Origin of the sequence: Candidatus Enterococcus moelleringii (assembly GCF_017377575.1) — a bacterium.
Lineage (GTDB): Bacteria > Bacillota > Bacilli > Lactobacillales > Enterococcaceae > Enterococcus_A > Enterococcus_A moelleringii.
Genome location: NZ_JAFREM010000008.1, coordinates 81,015 through 99,607 on the forward strand (window position 1 = coordinate 81,015; position 18,593 = coordinate 99,607).

The following is an 18,593-nucleotide window of genomic DNA, read 5'->3' on the forward strand; positions in this document are numbered from 1 at the left end:
TTTTAGGAGTGACAAATAATGCCAGAATTACCAGAAGTCGAAACAGTTCGTCGGGGATTAGTTTCTTTAGTTTTAGGAAAAACCATTCGCGAAGTTGATGTATTGTGGCCAAGGATCATTGAATCACCGGAAGTCGATCAATTTCGCAATGACTTGGTGGGAGAAACGATCGAGTCTGTAGGACGGCGGGGAAAGTATTTGATTTTTCATTTTACTCACTACGATATGGTTTCTCATTTGCGTATGGAAGGAAAATATGAGTATTTTCCGGAGGCAACACCGCTGGATAAGCACAGCCACGTGCGTTTTATTTTTACGGATGGCTCTGAATTGATCTACCATGATGTACGAAAATTTGGTCGTATGAGCTTGATGAAAAAGGATAGCGGCTTAGAATATAAAGGCATTCAACAGCTAGGCCCCGAACCTACTGAGGAAACCTTTGATGTCGATGAGTTTGAACGGCGTTTGAATAAAGCACATACAATGATTAAGCCATTGCTGTTGAATCAAAAAATTGTTGCCGGTTTAGGCAACATTTATGTGGATGAAGTTCTTTGGCTGGCGAAAATCCATCCTGAACAGCCGGCAAATACCTTGAGCAGAGAAGAGATTGAGGTATTGCATCAAGCAATCATTGCTGTGATTGCTAAAGCTAAAGAGGCGGGTGGTACAACAATTCGCACGTATCTGAATGCTCTCGGTGAAGCAGGGCACTTCCAACAGGAGTTGAATGTCTATGGACAAACGGGTCAGCCTTGTCCACGCTGCGGTACTCCGATCGCTAAAATGAAGGTTGCTCAACGCGGCACCCATTATTGTCCCCATTGTCAGCAATTAAAGAGGTGAGAATATGAGCTATGTGTTAGGTGTTACTGGCGGTATTGCCAGCGGTAAATCAACAGTGGTCAAAGTATTCAAAGAAGCAGGGTTTCCAATTGTTGATGGAGATGTCGTCGCTCGTCTAGTAGTCGAACCGGGTACCCCCGGACTGGCCGCTGTGACTGAAGCTTTTAGTAAAGAAATAATTACGCCTGAAGGAACCTTGAACCGCAAAAAATTAGGGAATCTAATTTTTCAAGATCCTAAAGAACGACAAAAACTCAACCATACGTTGGAACCATTTATTCGTGGGGAAATTGATCGACAAATCACCGCAGCTAAGTCAGAGAGTCCGTTAGTTATTGCAGACATACCTTTGTTGTATGAGACACATTATGAGAAACAGATGGATGCTGTCGCGGTAGTGTATGTGGACCAACCCACTCAGCTGCAAAGATTAATGAGGCGAAATGATCTAACGGAAACAGAGGCAACCAATCGTATTAAAAGCCAAATGTCGTTAGAAGAAAAAAGGAACCGAGCTGATCTGGTTTTTGATAATCGCGGAAGTGTAGAAGAAACGACAAATCAGGTGATTCAGTGGTTAAAAAAACAAGACTTCATCGAATAAAGATTTGCAAAATAGCGTAACAAAGCTTTTTTTAGCCATTATTATATGATAAACTCGTGTTACAATAAAATAATATCATCTGAGAGGTGAAAAACATGCGCTGCCCAAGATGTAATCATAATAACTCAAGAGTCATTGATAGTCGTCAAACCGATGATGGCCGGGCTATCCGGAGACGTCGTGAATGTGAAAGCTGCGGCTTCCGCTTTACAACTTTTGAACGGATCGAAGCGACTCCGCTTTTAGTCATTAAACGTAATGGAGATCGGGAAGAATTTAATCGCGATAAAATTTTGCGGGGATTAATTCGTTCTGCTGAAAAGCGCCCAGTTGCAATGGAACAAATGGAACAAATCGTGGATCATGTAGAAAATCGTGTCCGTGGTTTAGGTGAAAATGAAATTTCCACCAGTCAGATTGGTGAATATGTCATGGAAGATTTAATGAATGTTGATGAGATTGCGTATATTCGCTTTGCCAGCGTGTACCGACAGTTCAAGGACATGTCAGTTTTCTTGAAGGAATTGCAGGAGATTGTTGATAAAGCAAAATCTGTTGAAGACAAAGAATAGAGTGTTTTCGTGAAATGCACTGTAAGAATTAAAATTTTAAACAAGGATTTATTTAGGGGGCTAGTTTGTGACATCTGAATTAAAGCCAACGACGATTTATACAGTCTACGGCAGTCCTCAGCTGGATGAAAGCCGCCAGCAAGCGTTGCTTTTTCTATACCAGCCGATTATCGGCGGGGAAGCGTTGAGCCTATATTTAAATTTGTCAGGTGACATCACAGCTGAAGGCAAAAGTCCTCAGCTGATGCATGCTGATTTGTTAGCAGCGATTGATAATGGATTGGCCGCAATGGTAAAAGCTCGAGAAAGGCTTGAAGGCATCGGTCTAATGACTACTTATCAAAAAGAAGATGCTGAACTAGGGGTAGTATTGTATTATCAATTAATGAACCCATTGGCACCAGCAGCTTTTTTTCAGGATGCTCTAATGTGTTATTTGCTGATGGAAAAAATCGGTGAGCGGCGTTTTCAACGGTTAGTTGATCGCTTTCGACCAAAAGCGGTACCGACAGATGGCTTAACTAATATAACCAAACGGTTTCGTGATGTCTATCGTTTTGAAGAAGCGCGTTTTGAAGCAAATGCTGAGTTGTTTGATGACACTCACGACAAATTCATTGCGACTGAATCACCTGCTGCTACCTTTGACTGGAGCTTTTTCAAACAGCAGTTGAAAAAATTCAGTTTGACTTTAGCTGAAGGAGATCAGGAAAAAATTGATGCTTTGCATCAAATGTATGGGATTGACGAGATGGAAATGCTGGATTTTGCTGTCAAATCCAGCGAAAGAAATCAAGTTCAGCTAGGCTATTTGAGAAATTTGATCGTAAAAACAAAGCAAGCTAAGACAGCTCCAGTGGAAGCTCCATTAGAATCCTCAACGGCTACTACGATCTCAGGCGACTTTTCCAAGGCAGAGCTGGAAATTATTCGTCAAAGTGAAACCATTCCACCCATCAAGTATTTGCAGGCAATTAAACAGCAAAAGGGCGGTTACGAAACCAACCAAGAGATTCGTTTGATTGAAGATTTGTTGAGTCGGCATCTATTCCCAAATAGTGTGGTTAATATCTTAATTAATTATATTTTGGTAATCCAAAATCAAGCTGTGATAAATCAGAATTACATGAATGCTATTGCTAATGACTGGGCCCAGAGAAAAATTCAACGACCGGAAGAAGCGATCGTGCATGTGCGGCAAGCAGATCAAAAACTAGTTAAGAAAAATACGACTGGTCGACGGAGTCCTGCAGCACGCAAAAATTATGGCAGAAAAGAAACGCTGCCATCACACATAAAAGAACCGCCAAAAGAAAAACGAATCAGTCCGGAGAAAGAGGCTGAATTGAACCGCAAGCTGGCAGAATATCTGAACAAAGAGGGTGAAAGCTGATGGAAGATGTAGGAAAAGAATTGAACCGAATCATAAAATCTCGCGGTGTGGATGGACGCTATCGGGAAATGATGCAAGAGGTACTGCAGGATACCGATGTGCGCAGTTTCATCGAGTTACACAAAGCGAAGCTGACACAAGACGATATTGAAAAATCCTTTGCTAAGCTGTACGAATTCGTTCAAGAAAAGAAGAAATTTTTAACTAATGATCCTACCATGATTGCTCCTGGCTACGAACCTAAATTGGCGCTTAACTTTCATTTCATTGATGTGACTTATGTACCAACCGATGAATTATTAAAACGCAAAAAAGAAGAAGAAATTCGCAATCGCATCAATTCTGTGGATATGCCAAAAGATGTTCGTCAAGCTTCGATCCGTACTTTTGAAGTGACTTCTGGCAGAAGCGAAGCCTTAGAGGCCGCTTTGGATTTCATCAATCTTTACCATGCAGCGCCAAAGGATTTCCACAAAGCTTTGTACTTAGTAGGAGATTTTGGTGTTGGGAAAACCTATTTATTAGGTGCGATGGCTCATGAATTGGCGGTAAAAGGTCATGAAACCACATTGGTTCATTTTCCGACCTTTGCCAGCGAGATGAAGCAGGCAATTTCTACCGATAAAGTTGGACCGAAGTTAGACAATGTAAAACGGTCAGCTGTTTTAATGATTGACGACATTGGTGCGGACTCTATGAGTGCCTGGATTCGTGATGATATTTTAGGTGTTATTCTTCAATATCGGATGCAGGAACAATTACCGACTTTCTTTTCATCTAATTTTGACATGCTTCAGTTAGAAGAACATTTGTCAGTTACCCAACGCGGTGATGAAGAACCATTGAAGGCGAAACGGATCATGGAACGGATTCGTTATTTAAGCAAAGAGGTCTGGATGATCGGTGAAAATCGTCGGAATGGCTAAAAAAAGAGAATTTACTGTGAAAGAACAGAATGCCCCATTAAAAAGCGAAGTTGATTCGTCTTTTTTTGGGGTGCTTTTTTTGATGAGTGCTATAATTAAAGACAGGAAGTGACTGAATGAACGCAAATGAATTATCGCCACGCTTACAAGTAGTGGCAGATTATGTGCCGAAGGATGCTCGATTAGCAGATATTGGATCGGACCATGCTTATTTACCAGTAGCTTTAGTATTGAACAAAAAAATTCAGTATGCAATTGCTGGTGAAGTGGTTCAAGGACCTTATGAAGCGGCTCAAAGACAAGTAGCCAAAAATGGGCTGGGAGAATCAATTGAAGTTCGCTTAGCAGACGGAATGGAAGCTGTATTTTTGGAAGATCAAGTTGATGCTGTAACGATTTGCGGAATGGGCGGCGTACTGATTCGCGATATTTTAGCTCGCGGAAAAAATCTGCAACGCTTATCGGGTAGCGAAAAATTGATTCTTCAACCTAATGTAGGTGAAAAACAATTAAGAGAGTGGCTGACAGTGGAAGGTTATACGATTACTGCTGAGGAAATTCTAGAAGATCATCGCAAGGTCTATGAAGTGATTGTTGCTGAAAAATTAGAAGCAGCAGCAGAGTATACACCACAGGAATTATTGTTTGGACCATTTTTACTGCAGGAGCGTTCAGCGATATTCTTAGAAAAGTGGCAGCGTCAACTGGAAAAACTGGAAAAAGTACGCGCAAATTTGGCACGAAGCGATCAGCAGCTAGCTGAGAAAATTGCACAGGTAGAACAAGAAATCCAATGGATTCAGGAGGTCTTAGATGAAAGCAAGTAAATTTATTGAGCGTTTCAACCAGTATTGCCCCGAATGGTTAGCCGAGCCCGGTGATCCGGTGGGGTTGCATGTTGGAACCCTGAACAAAGATATTCAGCGGGTGATGATGAGCCTAGATGTGCGTCCAGCGGTAGTAGCTGAGGCCATTGAGAAAAAAATTGATTTACTAGTAGTGAAGCATCCGCCAATTTTTCGTCCGATTGATCGTTTAGTAACCGACGATGTTCAGACCAAGATGTATGCTGATTTATTAAAACATCATATTGCTGTTTACGCGGCTCATACGAATATGGATATTATTCCTAATGGACTAAATGATTGGTTTTGTGAATTATTGGGAGTGGAGGACACGACTTATTTAGTTGAAAGTCATTCGATCCCTATGAAGAAATTAGCAGTTTATGTACCAATGGATCAGGCTAAAGAAATGCGGACAGCGTTAGCGAAAGCAGGTGCTGGTAAACAGGGCAACTATGAAGCAACTTCTTATACTTTATCTGGGACAGGCCGCTTTACTCCAGTTGGAGGTGCAAATCCGACTATTGGTGAAGTGAATCAACCGGAACAGGTTCAAGAAAGTAAAATTGAAGTGATCTTCCCAGAAACAATTGAGAATCAGGTAGTGGCTGCAATGTTGGCTGCTCACCCTTATGAAGAGCCAGCTTATGATGTGTATACATTAGATAACTTACCCCTGAAATATGGAATCGGGCGAATTGGAGAGTTAGCAAAACCTGTTTCAACAGAGGAATTTGTGCAGCAGGTGAAAAAGGCTTTTGATTTAGAAGGACTGCGAGTTGTTTATCCAAAACAAGCAAAAGAAATGATCCAGAAAGTCGCAATTTGCGGCGGCAGTGCTGAGAAATTTTATAAAGATGCTGTTGGCCAAGATGCCGATGTCTATATTACTGGCGATGTTTATTATCATACCGCTCACGATATGCAGGAAACGGGTATGGTAGTGATTGATCCAGGTCACTATATCGAAACCCTGTGCAAAGAAAAAATGGTTGCACTATTTAATCAATGGAAAGACGAAGAGGATTGGAATGTGTCATTCTTTGTCTCAGAAGTCTCAACCAATCCTTTTTCTTTTAAATAAAATTACAGAGGAGAGAAGCAGTATGTACGAAAATTTATTGCCACGTTTTTTACGTTACGTGAAAACTGAAACTCGTTCGGATGCCACCAGCACGACTACTCCAACTACCCAAACTCAAGTAGCCTTTGCTCATGAGTTGATGAAGGAACTTGAAGAAATCGGGATGCAGGATATTATATACAACGAGTCAAATGGGTATGTTATTGCCACTTTGCCAAGTAATATTGATGAAAAGGTTCGTACAATTGGTTTTATTGCCCATATGGATACCGCTGATTTCAATGCTGAAGGTGTCAACCCTCAAATCATTGAAAATTATGACGGTGAATCAACGATCAAATTAGACAAAGACGGAAAATATACTTTGAATACGAAAGATTTTCCTAATTTGAAAAACTATAAAGATCAAACCTTGATTACAACCGACGGCTCAACTCTTTTAGGTGCCGATGATAAATCTGGTATTGCTGAAATTATGACCGCTATGGAATATTTGATTAAGCATCCTGAAATTAAGCATGGCGATATTCGTGTTGGCTTTGGTCCAGACGAAGAAATCGGCATTGGTGCTGATAAATTTGACGTGAAACAGTTCAATACTGATTTTGCTTACACAATGGATGGCGGACCATTAGGTGAATTGCAATTTGAAACCTTCAGTGCGGCACAAGCAACAATTACTTTGGTAGGTAAAAATGTTCATCCTGGTACGGCAAAGAATACGATGGTCAATGCATTGCAACTAGCGATTGATTTCCATAACCAATTACCAGAAGATGAAAGACCGGAAAAAACAGAAGGTCGGGAAGGCTTCTATCATTTATTAGCGATGGACGGTAATGTAGAAGAAGCGAAAATGACCTATATCATTCGGGATCATGATCGGGAAAAATTTGAAGCGCGCAAAGAACAGATTTTAGCGATTCAAAAAGAAATGAACCAACCGTTCGATACAGAACGGGTTGTTGTAGATATGTACGATCAATATTACAACATGGGTGAAGTCATTGAAAAAGATATGACCGTCATTGATTTGGCTAAAGGCGCGATGGAAGAAGTTGACGTAACACCAGTCATCGAACCAATTCGCGGTGGAACAGACGGATCAAAGATTTCCTTCTTGGGAATTCCAACACCAAATATTTTTGCTGGCGGCGAAAATATGCACGGCCGTTTTGAATTTGTTTCCTTGCAAACAATGGAAAAAGCTGTGGATGTGATTGTTAAAATTATCGAAAACAATGCAAAATAGAACAATTTAGCTAGGAAGCCTCTTGCTCGAAATCGTTGAAACGTTTTGTAGATTTTGAGTAAGAAGCTTCTTTTTTGGGTTAGTTCTTTTGCCCCAACGCCAATAGTATGATAGGCTAGAAAAAACAGAAAAATGAGGGTTTACCATGAATCTTTCCCCCAATCGAAAGCTGTTCTTAAACATCTTCTTATTTTTGGTGGTTATTGGGTTAATTATTTTCGTAATCCGTGACTCTTTAGGTGAGATTTTCGAAGAATTAACCACTACACCTTGGCCGATTTTAGCTGGTGTTACCGCTTTGGGAGTATTTAGTCAGTTGATTGAAGGTTATACAATAAAAAACATTGCTGCCGAATACAATCCATCGTTTTCAATTATGGATGGATTCTTTGCGTCTGCCTATGCTACCTTTTATCGGGTAGTGACTTTTGGAACGGGCTCAATTGTGGCTGAAGTTATTTACTATCGTAAAAAGGAATTAAAGCTTTCTCAAGGAACCGGCGTAACTGCTTTGCGAATGGTTACTTATAAAATTGCGGTGATGATCTGGGCAGTAGTTTTTTTGTTTTTAGAGTCTGATGTTCTCCAAGAAGAAGTACCCAACGGTATTATGCTGGTATTAATCGGTATGTCGGTAACTATGGCAATTGTTGCTGTACTGCTTTTATTCAGTCTAAATGTCAGTGCCCAAGTAGTCTTTGTAAAGATTTCTAATCGTATCTTTAAAAAACAGCGCTGGCGGGATCTGGTTGATCGCGCGAATTTGCAATTTTACTCGTTACGGGAGACGATTCAAACTTTCATTCAAAATAAACAGGTAGTTGTTAAAGTATTTGCTTCCAATATGGCAAAATTAGCAGTCTGGTATTTCATTCCTTACTTTATTTTGAGCCAGAGCTATCCAGATTTATCGATGTCTTTATCCATTGCACTTATTAGTTTTACCGTTACTTTAGGAGGGGTCTTACCGGCACCGGGAGGAATTGGCGGTCTAGAATTCGTCTATGTCTTATTATTCAAGCATATCGTGGATGATGTGGATGCAGTGTCGTCATTGCTGCTGTATCGTTACGCTACCTACTTAATGCCTTTTCTTATTGGTATGGTGTATGTGCTGGTGACTAAACAAAAGGAAATAAAAACTGAATTCGATGAAGCCAAAGAAACCAAAAAGGAAGTGGACGAGTAATCGTAGCTTCCTTTTTGGTTTCTTGATGTTGCTAAATGTTAATAGCGAATCACCAATTTGCCAATCATCTGGTTTGTTTCGACCTTTTGATGAGCGTTATAAATGACCTCAGGTGAAAAGCCGTCTATTGTTTCGGTTAAGGTAGATTGAATTTTTTCTTTGGACAAAAGTTGGGTCAGCAGGGTAAGCGCTTGTCCTTGAGATTCGATGTGATAGTCATAATCAGTTTTTGCAAACATGTACTCCCAGACAAAGCTGCCGGATTTTTCTTTTAGTTTTGCCAGATCGTGGTCTTTGGCAGTAGTCACTGTAGAACCTAAGTAGCCAAAAGGACTTAAAAGTTCGGACATTTCATCATAGTATCGGTCGGCAGAATGCAGCACGGCTATGTATGGTAGTGAATCAAACCCTAGTTTGTCTAATTGTTTCGTTAAGTTTTTACGATGGTTGATGACATAATCAGCACCTAAGTTCTCACACCATTGGATGGTTTCAGGTCGTGAAGCTGTAGCGATAACTGTTAATCCAGCCCATTTGGCCAATTGAATCATAACGGATCCGACTCCGCCAGCACCGTTAATAATTAACAGGGCGCCGGTGTTGCTATTTTCTTTGGCACTCAAATCCATTTTTTCAAATAATAATTCATAAGCAGTCAAAAAGGTTAGAGGCATGGCTGCTGCTTTTTCTGCGGAAAGATTTTCTGGTAATTTGGCGGCAATGCGAGAATCGACAATTTGTTTCTCACTGTAGCTGCCATAACGATTGGTCGTACCGGAAAAGATCACTCGGTCACCGGCCACTAGATCAGGGACCTGTTCGCCAACCTGTGTAACAATTCCAACACTGTCAAAGCCTAAAATATGCGGTGCTTTGGTTCCTTTTCCTGACTGACGCAGCTTAGTATCTATAGGATTTATTGAAATCGCAATGTTTTGAACCATCACGTCATGCTCAGTTAATTTGGGCAGCATAATTTCGAAAGTCTCAAAAAAATTTCCATCTGCAAGTTCGAACCCTTTTTCAAAGCCAATTGCTCTAGAAATCATCTACTCAGCTCCTTACTAATAATAATGTATTCTTTGTTACCAATAAATTGTCAAATTTCTTGAATAGCTATTACATCTATACCTTTAAATCGATAATTGACCTTAATCAACTACCTGTATTTTTATCTGGCTAGCAGATAAAAGTAGACCAGTTTTCCTCTCTAATAAAATTGTAGCATTTTCCTTAAAACTCTACGAAAGTTATGCTTTTTATATAGAAAATTTTTGACCAATTTTGACCAAAGGAGTATAATTCTATGTGTGAGGGAAACCTCAAAGGACAAAGGAGGTAATTAAATGAATATTGAAAAAATGACCACCACCTTGCAGGAAGCAATCGCTGAAGCGCAGCAGATCGCGGTAACACGCCAACATCAAGAGATTGATATTGCTCATTTGTGGAAGATATTTTTGCAGCCTAATCATTTTGGACGTAATTTTTACACTGATGCCGGATTAGATGTCGATGCCTTTGAAGCAGAAGTTGATCGAGCGTTGGATGAGTATCCATCTGTTGCTGGTGGAAATGTGCGTTATGGACAAAACCTTAGTCAGAACTTGTTTTCGCTATTAAGTGAAGCAGACAAATTACGTGAGCAATTTCAAGACGAGTACCTGTCGACTGAGATTGTCTTACTTGCCTTAATGAATTTGAAAAACTACCGTTTGACGAAATACTTAAATCAGGTAGGATTAAATAAAAAAGAAGTCCAAAAGAACATAGAAGAAATCAGGGGAGGGGATCGTGTGACTTCTCAAAATCAAGAAGAAACCTATAAAGCACTAGAAAAATACGGGGTTGATTTGGTTCAACAAGTCAAAAACGGCAAGCAAGATCCAATTATTGGCCGGGATGAAGAAATTCGCGATGTGATTCGGATTTTGTCCCGGAAAACAAAAAACAATCCAGTGTTAATCGGCGAACCAGGTGTTGGTAAAACAGCCATCGTCGAAGGTCTGGCTCAACGAATTGTTCGTAAAGATGTGCCAGAAAATCTAAAAGACAAAACTATTTTTTCTTTAGATATGGGATCATTGATTGCCGGTGCAAAATTCCGGGGTGAATTTGAAGAACGGCTAAAATCGGTTCTAAAAGAAGTGAAAAAATCAGATGGGCAAATTTTGTTGTTCATCGACGAAATTCATAACATTGTCGGAGCCGGTAAGACGGAAGGCAGCATGGATGCCGGCAATTTACTGAAGCCGATGCTGGCTCGTGGCGAGCTTCATCTAATCGGAGCAACAACATTAGATGAATACCGCCAATACATGGAAAAAGATAAGGCGTTAGAACGTCGTTTCCAAAAAGTGCTGGTAAAGGAACCAAATGTGCAAGATACGATTAGTATTTTGCGAGGTCTAAAAGAACGGTTTGAAATTCACCACAGTGTAAATATTCACGACAATGCACTGGTAGCTGCGGCTACTTTGTCGGATCGTTATATTACGGATCGTTTCTTACCAGATAAGGCGATTGATTTAGTGGATGAAGCCAGTGCCAGTATTCGGGTGGAAATGAACTCAATGCCTACAGAGCTGGATCAAGTGACTCGCCGTTTAATGCAGCTGGAAATTGAAGAAGCAGCCTTGAAAAAGGAAACGGATGATGCCAGCAAAAAACGGCTAAGCAATTTGCAAGAAGAGCTAGCAGATCTGCGGGAAGAAACCAATGCCATGAAGCTGCAATGGGAAACTGAAAAAGAAGAAGTGAATGTCGTATCTAACAAGCGGGCTGAAATCGATCAAGCCAAGCATGAATTAGAGGATGCGGAAAATAACTATGACTTGGAAAGAGCAGCCGTTTTGCGTCATGGCACGATTCCACAATTAGAAAAAGAATTGGCGGAATTGGAAGCTAAGAATGAAGCCAACGATATCCGCATGGTACAGGAATCGGTAACTGAAAATGAAATCGCCCAAGTAGTCGCTCGTTTAACCGGAATTCCAGTAACAAAACTGGTAGAAGGGGAAAGAGAAAAACTATTGAGCTTGAACAGTACATTGCACCAACGAGTGATTGGACAGGATGAAGCAGTTGATGCTGTCAGCGATGCGGTTTTACGGTCACGAGCGGGATTACAAGATCCAAATCGTCCGTTAGGTTCCTTCTTATTCTTAGGACCGACAGGTGTCGGCAAAACCGAGCTGGCCAAAGCGTTAGCGGAAAACTTATTTGATTCTGAAGATCATATGGTCCGAATCGACATGAGTGAGTACATGGAGAAACATGCAGTGTCACGTTTAGTGGGGGCACCTCCAGGCTATGTTGGTTACGAAGAAGGCGGGCAATTGACGGAAGCGGTACGCCGCAATCCTTATACCATTATCTTACTGGACGAAATCGAAAAAGCTCATCCAGATGTTTTCAATATTTTGCTGCAAGTATTAGATGATGGTCGCCTAACTGATTCCAAGGGTCGAGTGGTTGATTTCAAAAACACAGTGATGATCATGACCAGCAACATCGGTTCACAGTTGCTGTTAGACGGTGTAACCGCCGATGGTGAGATCCCTGAACCGATTCAAGAGCAAGTGATGAACCTGCTGAGAGGACACTTCAAGCCGGAATTCTTGAACCGGATTGACGATACGATTCTGTTCACGCCATTGAGCTTAGAAAACGTCAAAGGGATTGTTGAAAAATTAGTGGCACAGCTTTCGCAGCGTCTAGAAGACCAAGAAATTCAATTAGTGATTACAGATCACGCCAAAGCTTGGATTGCCGAAAATGCTTATGAGCCGCAATACGGAGCAAGACCGTTGAAACGCTTCATTACCCGTGAAGTAGAAACGCCGCTGGCAAAAGAAATCATTGCCGGTCGGGTATTACCGAAAACCAAGGTAACGATTGAGTTGTTGGCCGATCAATTGGCTTTCCAAAACGAACCGATCGAAGACTAGAACATTAGCAAGGCAAGTGAGAATGGTGAATTTGTGATGAAAGTTTTCATGAATGACCATTTTTACTTGCTTTTTTCTTTCAAAATGTGGATAATCTTACTATATTTTTATGCTTATATATCGTCATGATAGGGATGACAGTTTCTACCTTGTGCCGTAAACGCAAGACTATAAGCAAAAATCGTACGTTTGGCGTACCTTTTTTGCTTTTTCGCAGAATGGGTGCGTCTTTTGTTTAAACAAAAGACCACAGAGAGGGAGAGAATCATGAAAGAATTAACAGATCGCATTAAGAAGAATGGACGAGTATTGGCGGAGGGTGTACTGAAAGTGGATGAGTTCGTTACTCACCAAGTAGACCCAGTGTTGATGGAAGCTACTGGCAAACGGTTTGCGGAAGTTTTTGCTGATCAAAAGATTACTAAGGTTGTCACTATCGAAGCATCCGGCATTGCTCCGGCTGTCTACGCTGCGCAAGCATTAGGAGTACCAATGATTTTTGCCCGCAAGTCTAAAAGCTTAACCATGAATGAAGAGCTGTTGACGGCTTCAGTCTATTCATTTACGAAACAAGTAACCAGTACTATTTCAATTTCTCGTAAATTCTTGTCCGACGATGATCGCGTCCTGTTAATTGATGATTTCTTGGCAAACGGCCAAGCAGCGAAAGGCTTAATTGAATTGTGCCAGCAAGCCGGGGCTGAAGTAGCCGGTATTGGTATTCTGATTGAAAAATCTTTCCAAGATGGTCGTCAATTATTAGAAGACATGGGCATCTCTGTGGTTTCCCTGGCTAGAATTGCATCCCTAAATGACGGAAAAGTAGCATTTTTAGAGGAGGATGCATAATTTTGTCAACGCAAGATGGAAATGGAAAGGCCGCTGTCCTAGGGCTGCAACACTTATTGGCGATGTATGCCGGAGCGGTAGCTGTTCCTTTATTGATCGGAACAGGTTTAGGATTTAATGAATCACAAATGACGTATTTGATTTCCATTGATATTTTTATGTGCGGAATTGCTACATTATTGCAGCTGACCGTCAATAAGTTTTTCGGAATCGGACTACCAGTGGTTCTCGGCTGTGCCATTCAAGCAGTAGCTCCATTAATTTTAATCGGTCAAAATAAAGGTATCGGGGCAATTTACGGTTCAATTATTGCAGCCGGAGTCTTCATCGTATTGATTGCTGGCTTTTTCTCTAAGGTGGAAAAATTATTTCCACCAGTTGTAACGGGAACAGTCATTACCACGATTGGCTTAACCTTGATTCCAGTGGCGATTACTAAAATGGGCGGCGGCGATGCAGCGGCAGCTAATTTTGGCAATCCGACCTTGCTAATGCTGGCCTTTGTTACCATTGTACTAATTTTAGTCGTTCAGATTTTTGGTAAAGGCTTCGTACGTTCGATTGCTGTTTTAGTTGGTTTAGTGGGCGGAACACTACTAGCCATGGCATTAGGATTGGTTGATTTTTCGACAATCGGTCACGCTCCCTTAATACATGTGCCACAACCATTTTACTTTGGAACACCTACCTTTGATGTTTCGTCAATTTTGTTAATGATTATTATCTCAATTGTCAGCATGGTGGAATCGACAGGTGTGTACTTTGCATTAGGCGATATTACAGGCCAAAAGGTACAAGAAGATGATTTAAAACGCGGTTACCGAGCTGAAGGCTTGGCAGTTGTGTTAGGTGGAATTTTCAATACATTCCCATATACTGGTTTTTCACAAAATGTCGGCCTAGTTCAGCTATCGGGAATCAAAACCCGGCGACCAATTTACTTCTCAGCCATTTTCTTGATTATTCTAGGGCTGTTTCCGAAAATCGGTGCACTGGCGCAAATTATTCCTGAACCAGTTTTGGGCGGCGGAATGCTGGTAATGTTCGGCATGGTAGCTGTTCAAGGGATGAAGATGCTGTCCAGTGTTGATTTCCATGATGAAAAGAATTTGTTGATCATTGCCATTTCTATCGGCTTTGGCCTTGGCTTTAATGCGATGCCAACTCTATTTAATCAATTGCCAGCGACGGTGCAAATGTTTACCGGTAATGGAATAGTCATGAGCAGCCTTTCGGCAATTGTTTTGAATTTGGTTTTCCATGGGTATCCTCGCAAACTAAAAGCTGTCGCAGAACCAACTAAAGCAACACATTCTCATACGTAAATTTTAGACATGGGTCGAATGCGGCTCATGTTTTTATTTTGATTGGTACTAGTTTAGTACGTGAGACTTAAGTAATTTGTAAGAGGTTAGTGTTAAACACGAACGATAAATGTAAAAATTCATTTATCATTCGAATATTGTTTTGACTTCATTTTGATTGCTTGTTAGAATGTGAATGACAAATGAAAGGAGCAACTTATGAAGCCAGAAGTAGCGATTATCATGGGAAGTACCTCAGATTGGGAAACAATGAAGCACGCTTGCGACAGTTTGGATGAACTTGAGATTTCTTACGAAAAACAGGTAGTATCAGCACATCGTACCCCCGACTTAATGTTCGAATTTGCTGAAAAAGCTCGCGGTAGAGGAATCAAGGTTATTATCGCAGGAGCCGGTGGAGCAGCTCACTTGCCGGGGATGGTTGCGGCTAAAACTACTTTGCCGGTAATCGGAGTGCCAGTTCAATCAAAAGCTCTAAACGGCTTGGATTCTCTTTTATCAATTGTTCAAATGCCTGGCGGTGTTCCGGTAGCCACCACAGCGATTGGAAAAGCTGGTGCAACTAACGCAGGACTACTTGCGGCACAGATGCTTTCAATGTATGATGAAAACATAGCTGAACGTTTAGAAAACAAACGTCAGAAAATGAAAGATACTGTATTGGAAAGTAGTGAACAACTTGGTTAAACCATTACAACCGGGCGCTGCGATTGGAATCGTTGGCGGCGGTCAATTAGGTCGAATGATGGCGATCAGTGCAAAGGAAATGGGTTTTCGGACTGGGATTATTGATCCTACGGAAGACTGCCCGGCTGCTCAAGTATCTGATTGGCATATTGTTGCGCCTTACGATGATCAGGCGGCATTAGAAGAGATGGCACGGCGTACACAAGTAATTACCTATGAATTTGAGAATGTTGACGTGGATACGTTGAATCAGATCATCGATCGTGCCAATATTCCTCAAGGCACCGATTTATTAGCAATTACCCAAGATCGCTTAATGGAAAAAGCATTTCTGGAAGGCAATAATATTGTCATTGCGCCTTATGCGACAATTATTAGTCCCACCGATATTCAAGATGCCATCGATGGCATCGGCTATCCTTGTGTTTTAAAAACCACACGGGGCGGCTATGATGGACATGGGCAATATGTGCTGAAGGGTACTTCTGACTTAGCACCTTCCATGAATTTGCTGCGCTCAGGAACTTGTGTGCTGGAAGCGTGGATACCTTTTGAAAAAGAATTGTCAGTGCTGGTGGCTGGAAACAGCTATGGCGAGTATGTGACATTTCCAGTGGTGGAAAATATCCATCGCAACAATATTTTGCATGAAACGATTGCTCCGGCGCAAATCGACCCAGCAGTGGCCGAAGAAGCAAAACGGATCGCTGAAGTGATTGCTGAGGGTGTAGAACTAGTAGGCACGTTATGTGTCGAAATGTTTTTAACCAAAGCAGGTGCTTTGTATGTAAATGAAATGGCTCCTCGTCCTCATAACTCAGGACACTATACGATTGAAGCTTGTTCCATGAGCCAATTTGATGCTCACATCCGGGGTATTTGCGGTTGGCCGCTGGCTCAGCCAAGATTGCTGTCAGATGCAGTAATGGTCAACGTTTTAGGTGAAAATCTCTTAGGTACTTATGAGATTATTGACGAAAAACCGGACTGGCATTTTCATTATTATGGTAAAGCGATGGCGAAGAGAGGCCGTAAAATGGGGCATATTACCCTGTTGACGGAAGATTTAGATCGAACACTTAAAGAAATTAAAAATACTGAAATCTGGGATTAAAAGGAGAACAACATGATACCTCGTTATACACGACCTGAAATGGGTGAAATTTGGAGCGATGAAAATCGTTACCGTGCTTGGCTGGAAGTTGAAATTTTAGCGGATGAAGCATGGGCTGAACTAGGCGACATTCCAAAAGAAGATGTAAAAAAAATCCGGGAAAATGCTGATTTTGATATTGACCGTATTTTAGAAATTGAACAATCAACAAGACATGATGTGGTGGCTTTCACACGTGCTGTGTCAGAAACATTAGGTGAAGAACGCAAATGGGTTCATTATGGTTTAACTAGTACCGATGTAGTGGATACTGCTTATGGTTATCTTTACAAGCAAGCCAATGATATTTTGCGTAAAGATTTAGCTGACTTTTTAACCATCGTTGGTGAAAAAGCCAAAGAACACAAATATACCGTCATGATGGGACGTACTCACGGTGTACATGCAGAGCCAACGACTTTTGGCTTGAAATTAGCGACTTGGTATTCTGAAATGAAGCGTAACATCGAACGTTTTGATCGCGCAGCAAAAGGGGTCGAAGCTGGGAAAATTTCTGGAGCTGTCGGCACCTTTGCCAATATCCCGCCGTTTGTTGAAGAATATGTTTGCGAACATTTAGGTATTCGCCCACAAGAAATTTCAACACAAGTATTGCCAAGAGATTTACATGCTGAATATTTTTCTGCATTGGCACTGATCGCAACTTCTGTTGAACGCTTTGCCACAGAAATTCGCGGCCTGCAAAAATCAGAAACACGTGAAGTGGAAGAGTTCTTTGCCAAAGGACAAAAAGGTTCATCGGCAATGCCTCATAAACGCAATCCAATCGGCTCAGAAAATATGACTGGTTTGGCGCGCGTAGTTCGTGGGCACATGGTAACAGCCTATGAAGATGTTGCTTTATGGCACGAACGAGACATTTCCCATTCATCAGCTGAGCGAATTATCGTTCCTGACACGACTATTTTAGTGGATTACATGCTGCATCGTTTTGGTAATATCGTTAAGAATCTAACGGTCTTCCCTGAAAACATGAAGCGCAATATGGATGCAACCTATGGCTTGATTTACAGCCAACGAGTATTGTTGAAGCTGATTGACAACGGGATGACTCGTGAAGAAGCTTATGACTTGGTTCAACCGAAAACAGCATACGCTTGGGACAACCAAACAGCTTTCCGTCCATTACTGGAAGCTGACGAAAAAATCACCAGCGTCCTATCTGAAAGTGATTTAAACGATGCTTTTGACTACAACTATCATTTGAAGAACGTTGATCAAGTATTCGAACGGATTGGGATTAAATAGAACAAAAAAGCCCGCATGTTTTTAAACATGCGGGTTTTACTATGCGTAGGATTCCATTTCGATGAAGTAGGTTTGTTTTAAAGAATCTAATAGTGAAGAAATCAACGAATAATCGTAGGAATGATTATTGTACAGGATTTCGATCCGGTAAGAGTTCTTTAAAAATGAATGATCCTTCAATTGGGTTATTACTAATTCATCTTGATGATTGTTTTTAAAATGCAACGATTGCATACATTCTGAACGTTTGGGATTCCAAATTTTCTTCAAGTTGCGATAGGAATAAAAGCTGACATTGCAATTGCACGAATGGGTTTCATTTAAGCCTAATAGTGAATTAAGTAGTAATTGTTGATCGTGCTCAGATAGTGTGGCAATAAATTCTTGAGCAGCAGACTGTGGATCTAACATAATCATTCCCCCGATATCATTCTCTCAAGTAAAATATATCATCCTTACAATCAATTGTAAACGTTCTCTCGTTTAAATTTGTTTTCTCACAAGATCAAGTTAGGTAAAACACGAACGATGACAAGAAAGTTTGGTTACAATATACGATAAAGCGTTGACCCGGAAAATTTACCTTGTTAAACTATAAATGAAAGCAAAACGAACAATTTATGTCAATTTTCAGAGATTGTTCACA

The 18,593-nt window shown here is 41.0% G+C and carries 17 protein-coding genes and 1 riboswitch; of the genes, 15 read left to right on the plus strand and 2 right to left on the minus strand.

Annotation, left to right across the window (positions count from 1 at the left end; genetic code table 11):
- The first annotated feature begins 18 nt into the window (after window positions 1-18).
- From mutM to JZO70_RS04995, 9 genes are all read left to right on the plus strand, one after another.
- On the plus strand, window positions 19-849 hold the full coding sequence (gene mutM, locus JZO70_RS04955) for a DNA-formamidopyrimidine glycosylase (protein ID WP_207672438.1): 831 nt from the start codon (window positions 19-21) through the stop codon (window positions 847-849).
- Between the two features lie 4 nt (window positions 850-853).
- Window positions 854-1,453, plus strand: coding sequence for a dephospho-CoA kinase (gene coaE, locus JZO70_RS04960; RefSeq protein WP_207672439.1), 600 nt, complete (start codon window positions 854-856; stop codon window positions 1,451-1,453).
- A gap of 95 nt (window positions 1,454-1,548) precedes the next feature.
- On the plus strand, window positions 1,549-2,025 hold the full coding sequence (nrdR, locus tag JZO70_RS04965; RefSeq protein ID WP_207672440.1) for a transcriptional regulator NrdR: 477 nt from the start codon (window positions 1,549-1,551) through the stop codon (window positions 2,023-2,025).
- A 67-nt stretch (window positions 2,026-2,092) separates the two neighbouring features.
- On the plus strand, window positions 2,093-3,418 hold the full coding sequence (locus JZO70_RS04970; RefSeq protein WP_207672441.1) for a DnaD domain protein: 1,326 nt from the start codon (window positions 2,093-2,095) through the stop codon (window positions 3,416-3,418).
- A complete protein-coding gene (dnaI, locus tag JZO70_RS04975) occupies window positions 3,418-4,344 on the plus strand; it encodes a primosomal protein DnaI (protein WP_207672442.1) in 927 nt (308 codons plus the stop codon). The genes JZO70_RS04970 and dnaI overlap by 1 nt, the downstream gene beginning before the upstream one ends.
- Window positions 4,345-4,460: 116 nt before the next feature.
- A complete protein-coding gene (locus JZO70_RS04980) occupies window positions 4,461-5,171 on the plus strand; it encodes a tRNA (adenine(22)-N(1))-methyltransferase (RefSeq protein ID WP_207672443.1) in 711 nt (236 codons plus the stop codon).
- Complete coding sequence (locus JZO70_RS04985; RefSeq protein WP_207672444.1) at window positions 5,158-6,273, plus strand: Nif3-like dinuclear metal center hexameric protein; 1,116 nt, start codon at window positions 5,158-5,160, stop codon at window positions 6,271-6,273. The genes JZO70_RS04980 and JZO70_RS04985 overlap by 14 nt, the downstream gene beginning before the upstream one ends.
- 22 nt (window positions 6,274-6,295) lie before the next feature.
- On the plus strand, window positions 6,296-7,525 hold the full coding sequence (gene pepT / locus JZO70_RS04990) for a peptidase T (protein WP_207672445.1): 1,230 nt from the start codon (window positions 6,296-6,298) through the stop codon (window positions 7,523-7,525).
- Between the two features lie 145 nt (window positions 7,526-7,670).
- The gene (locus tag JZO70_RS04995) at window positions 7,671-8,714 is read left to right on the plus strand and encodes a lysylphosphatidylglycerol synthase transmembrane domain-containing protein (protein ID WP_207672446.1); all 1,044 of its coding nucleotides are present in this window, start codon (window positions 7,671-7,673) and stop codon (window positions 8,712-8,714) included.
- Between the two features lie 38 nt (window positions 8,715-8,752).
- Here JZO70_RS04995 and JZO70_RS05000 read toward each other — a convergent pair whose 3' ends face one another.
- Window positions 8,753-9,763, minus strand: a complete 1,011-nt coding sequence (locus tag JZO70_RS05000; protein ID WP_207672447.1) for a zinc-binding alcohol dehydrogenase family protein — start codon at window positions 9,761-9,763, stop codon at window positions 8,753-8,755.
- A gap of 297 nt (window positions 9,764-10,060) precedes the next feature.
- Here JZO70_RS05000 and clpB point away from each other — a divergent pair, with 297 nt between their 5' ends.
- The 6 genes from clpB (at window position 10,061) to purB (ending at window position 17,947) form a co-directional block, all read left to right on the plus strand.
- Window positions 10,061-12,664 (plus strand): ATP-dependent chaperone ClpB, encoded by a 2,604-nt coding sequence (clpB, locus tag JZO70_RS05005; protein WP_207672448.1) that lies wholly within the window; start codon window positions 10,061-10,063, stop codon window positions 12,662-12,664.
- A 93-nt stretch (window positions 12,665-12,757) separates the two neighbouring features.
- Window positions 12,758-12,855: riboswitch (purine riboswitch) on the plus strand.
- A 76-nt stretch (window positions 12,856-12,931) separates the two neighbouring features.
- A complete protein-coding gene (locus JZO70_RS05010) occupies window positions 12,932-13,513 on the plus strand; it encodes a xanthine phosphoribosyltransferase (RefSeq protein ID WP_207672449.1) in 582 nt (193 codons plus the stop codon).
- On the plus strand, window positions 13,510-14,838 hold the full coding sequence (locus JZO70_RS05015; protein ID WP_430748888.1) for a nucleobase:cation symporter-2 family protein: 1,329 nt from the start codon (window positions 13,510-13,512) through the stop codon (window positions 14,836-14,838). Before JZO70_RS05010 ends, JZO70_RS05015 begins: the two co-directional genes overlap by 4 nt.
- Window positions 14,839-15,036: 198 nt before the next feature.
- Window positions 15,037-15,525: a 5-(carboxyamino)imidazole ribonucleotide mutase gene (gene purE / locus JZO70_RS05020; RefSeq protein WP_207672451.1), complete on the plus strand. Its 489-nt coding sequence runs from the start codon at window positions 15,037-15,039 to the stop codon at window positions 15,523-15,525.
- Window positions 15,518-16,639 (plus strand): 5-(carboxyamino)imidazole ribonucleotide synthase, encoded by a 1,122-nt coding sequence (gene purK, locus JZO70_RS05025; protein WP_207672452.1) that lies wholly within the window; start codon window positions 15,518-15,520, stop codon window positions 16,637-16,639. The genes purE and purK overlap by 8 nt, the downstream gene beginning before the upstream one ends.
- A gap of 12 nt (window positions 16,640-16,651) precedes the next feature.
- Window positions 16,652-17,947: an adenylosuccinate lyase gene (gene purB, locus JZO70_RS05030; protein ID WP_207672453.1), complete on the plus strand. Its 1,296-nt coding sequence runs from the start codon at window positions 16,652-16,654 to the stop codon at window positions 17,945-17,947.
- 39 nt (window positions 17,948-17,986) lie between these two features.
- Here the strand turns inward: purB and JZO70_RS05035 are convergent, their stop codons facing one another.
- Window positions 17,987-18,358, minus strand: coding sequence for a hypothetical protein (locus tag JZO70_RS05035; protein ID WP_207672454.1), 372 nt, complete (start codon window positions 18,356-18,358; stop codon window positions 17,987-17,989).
- Window positions 18,359-18,593: the final 235 nt, after the last annotated feature.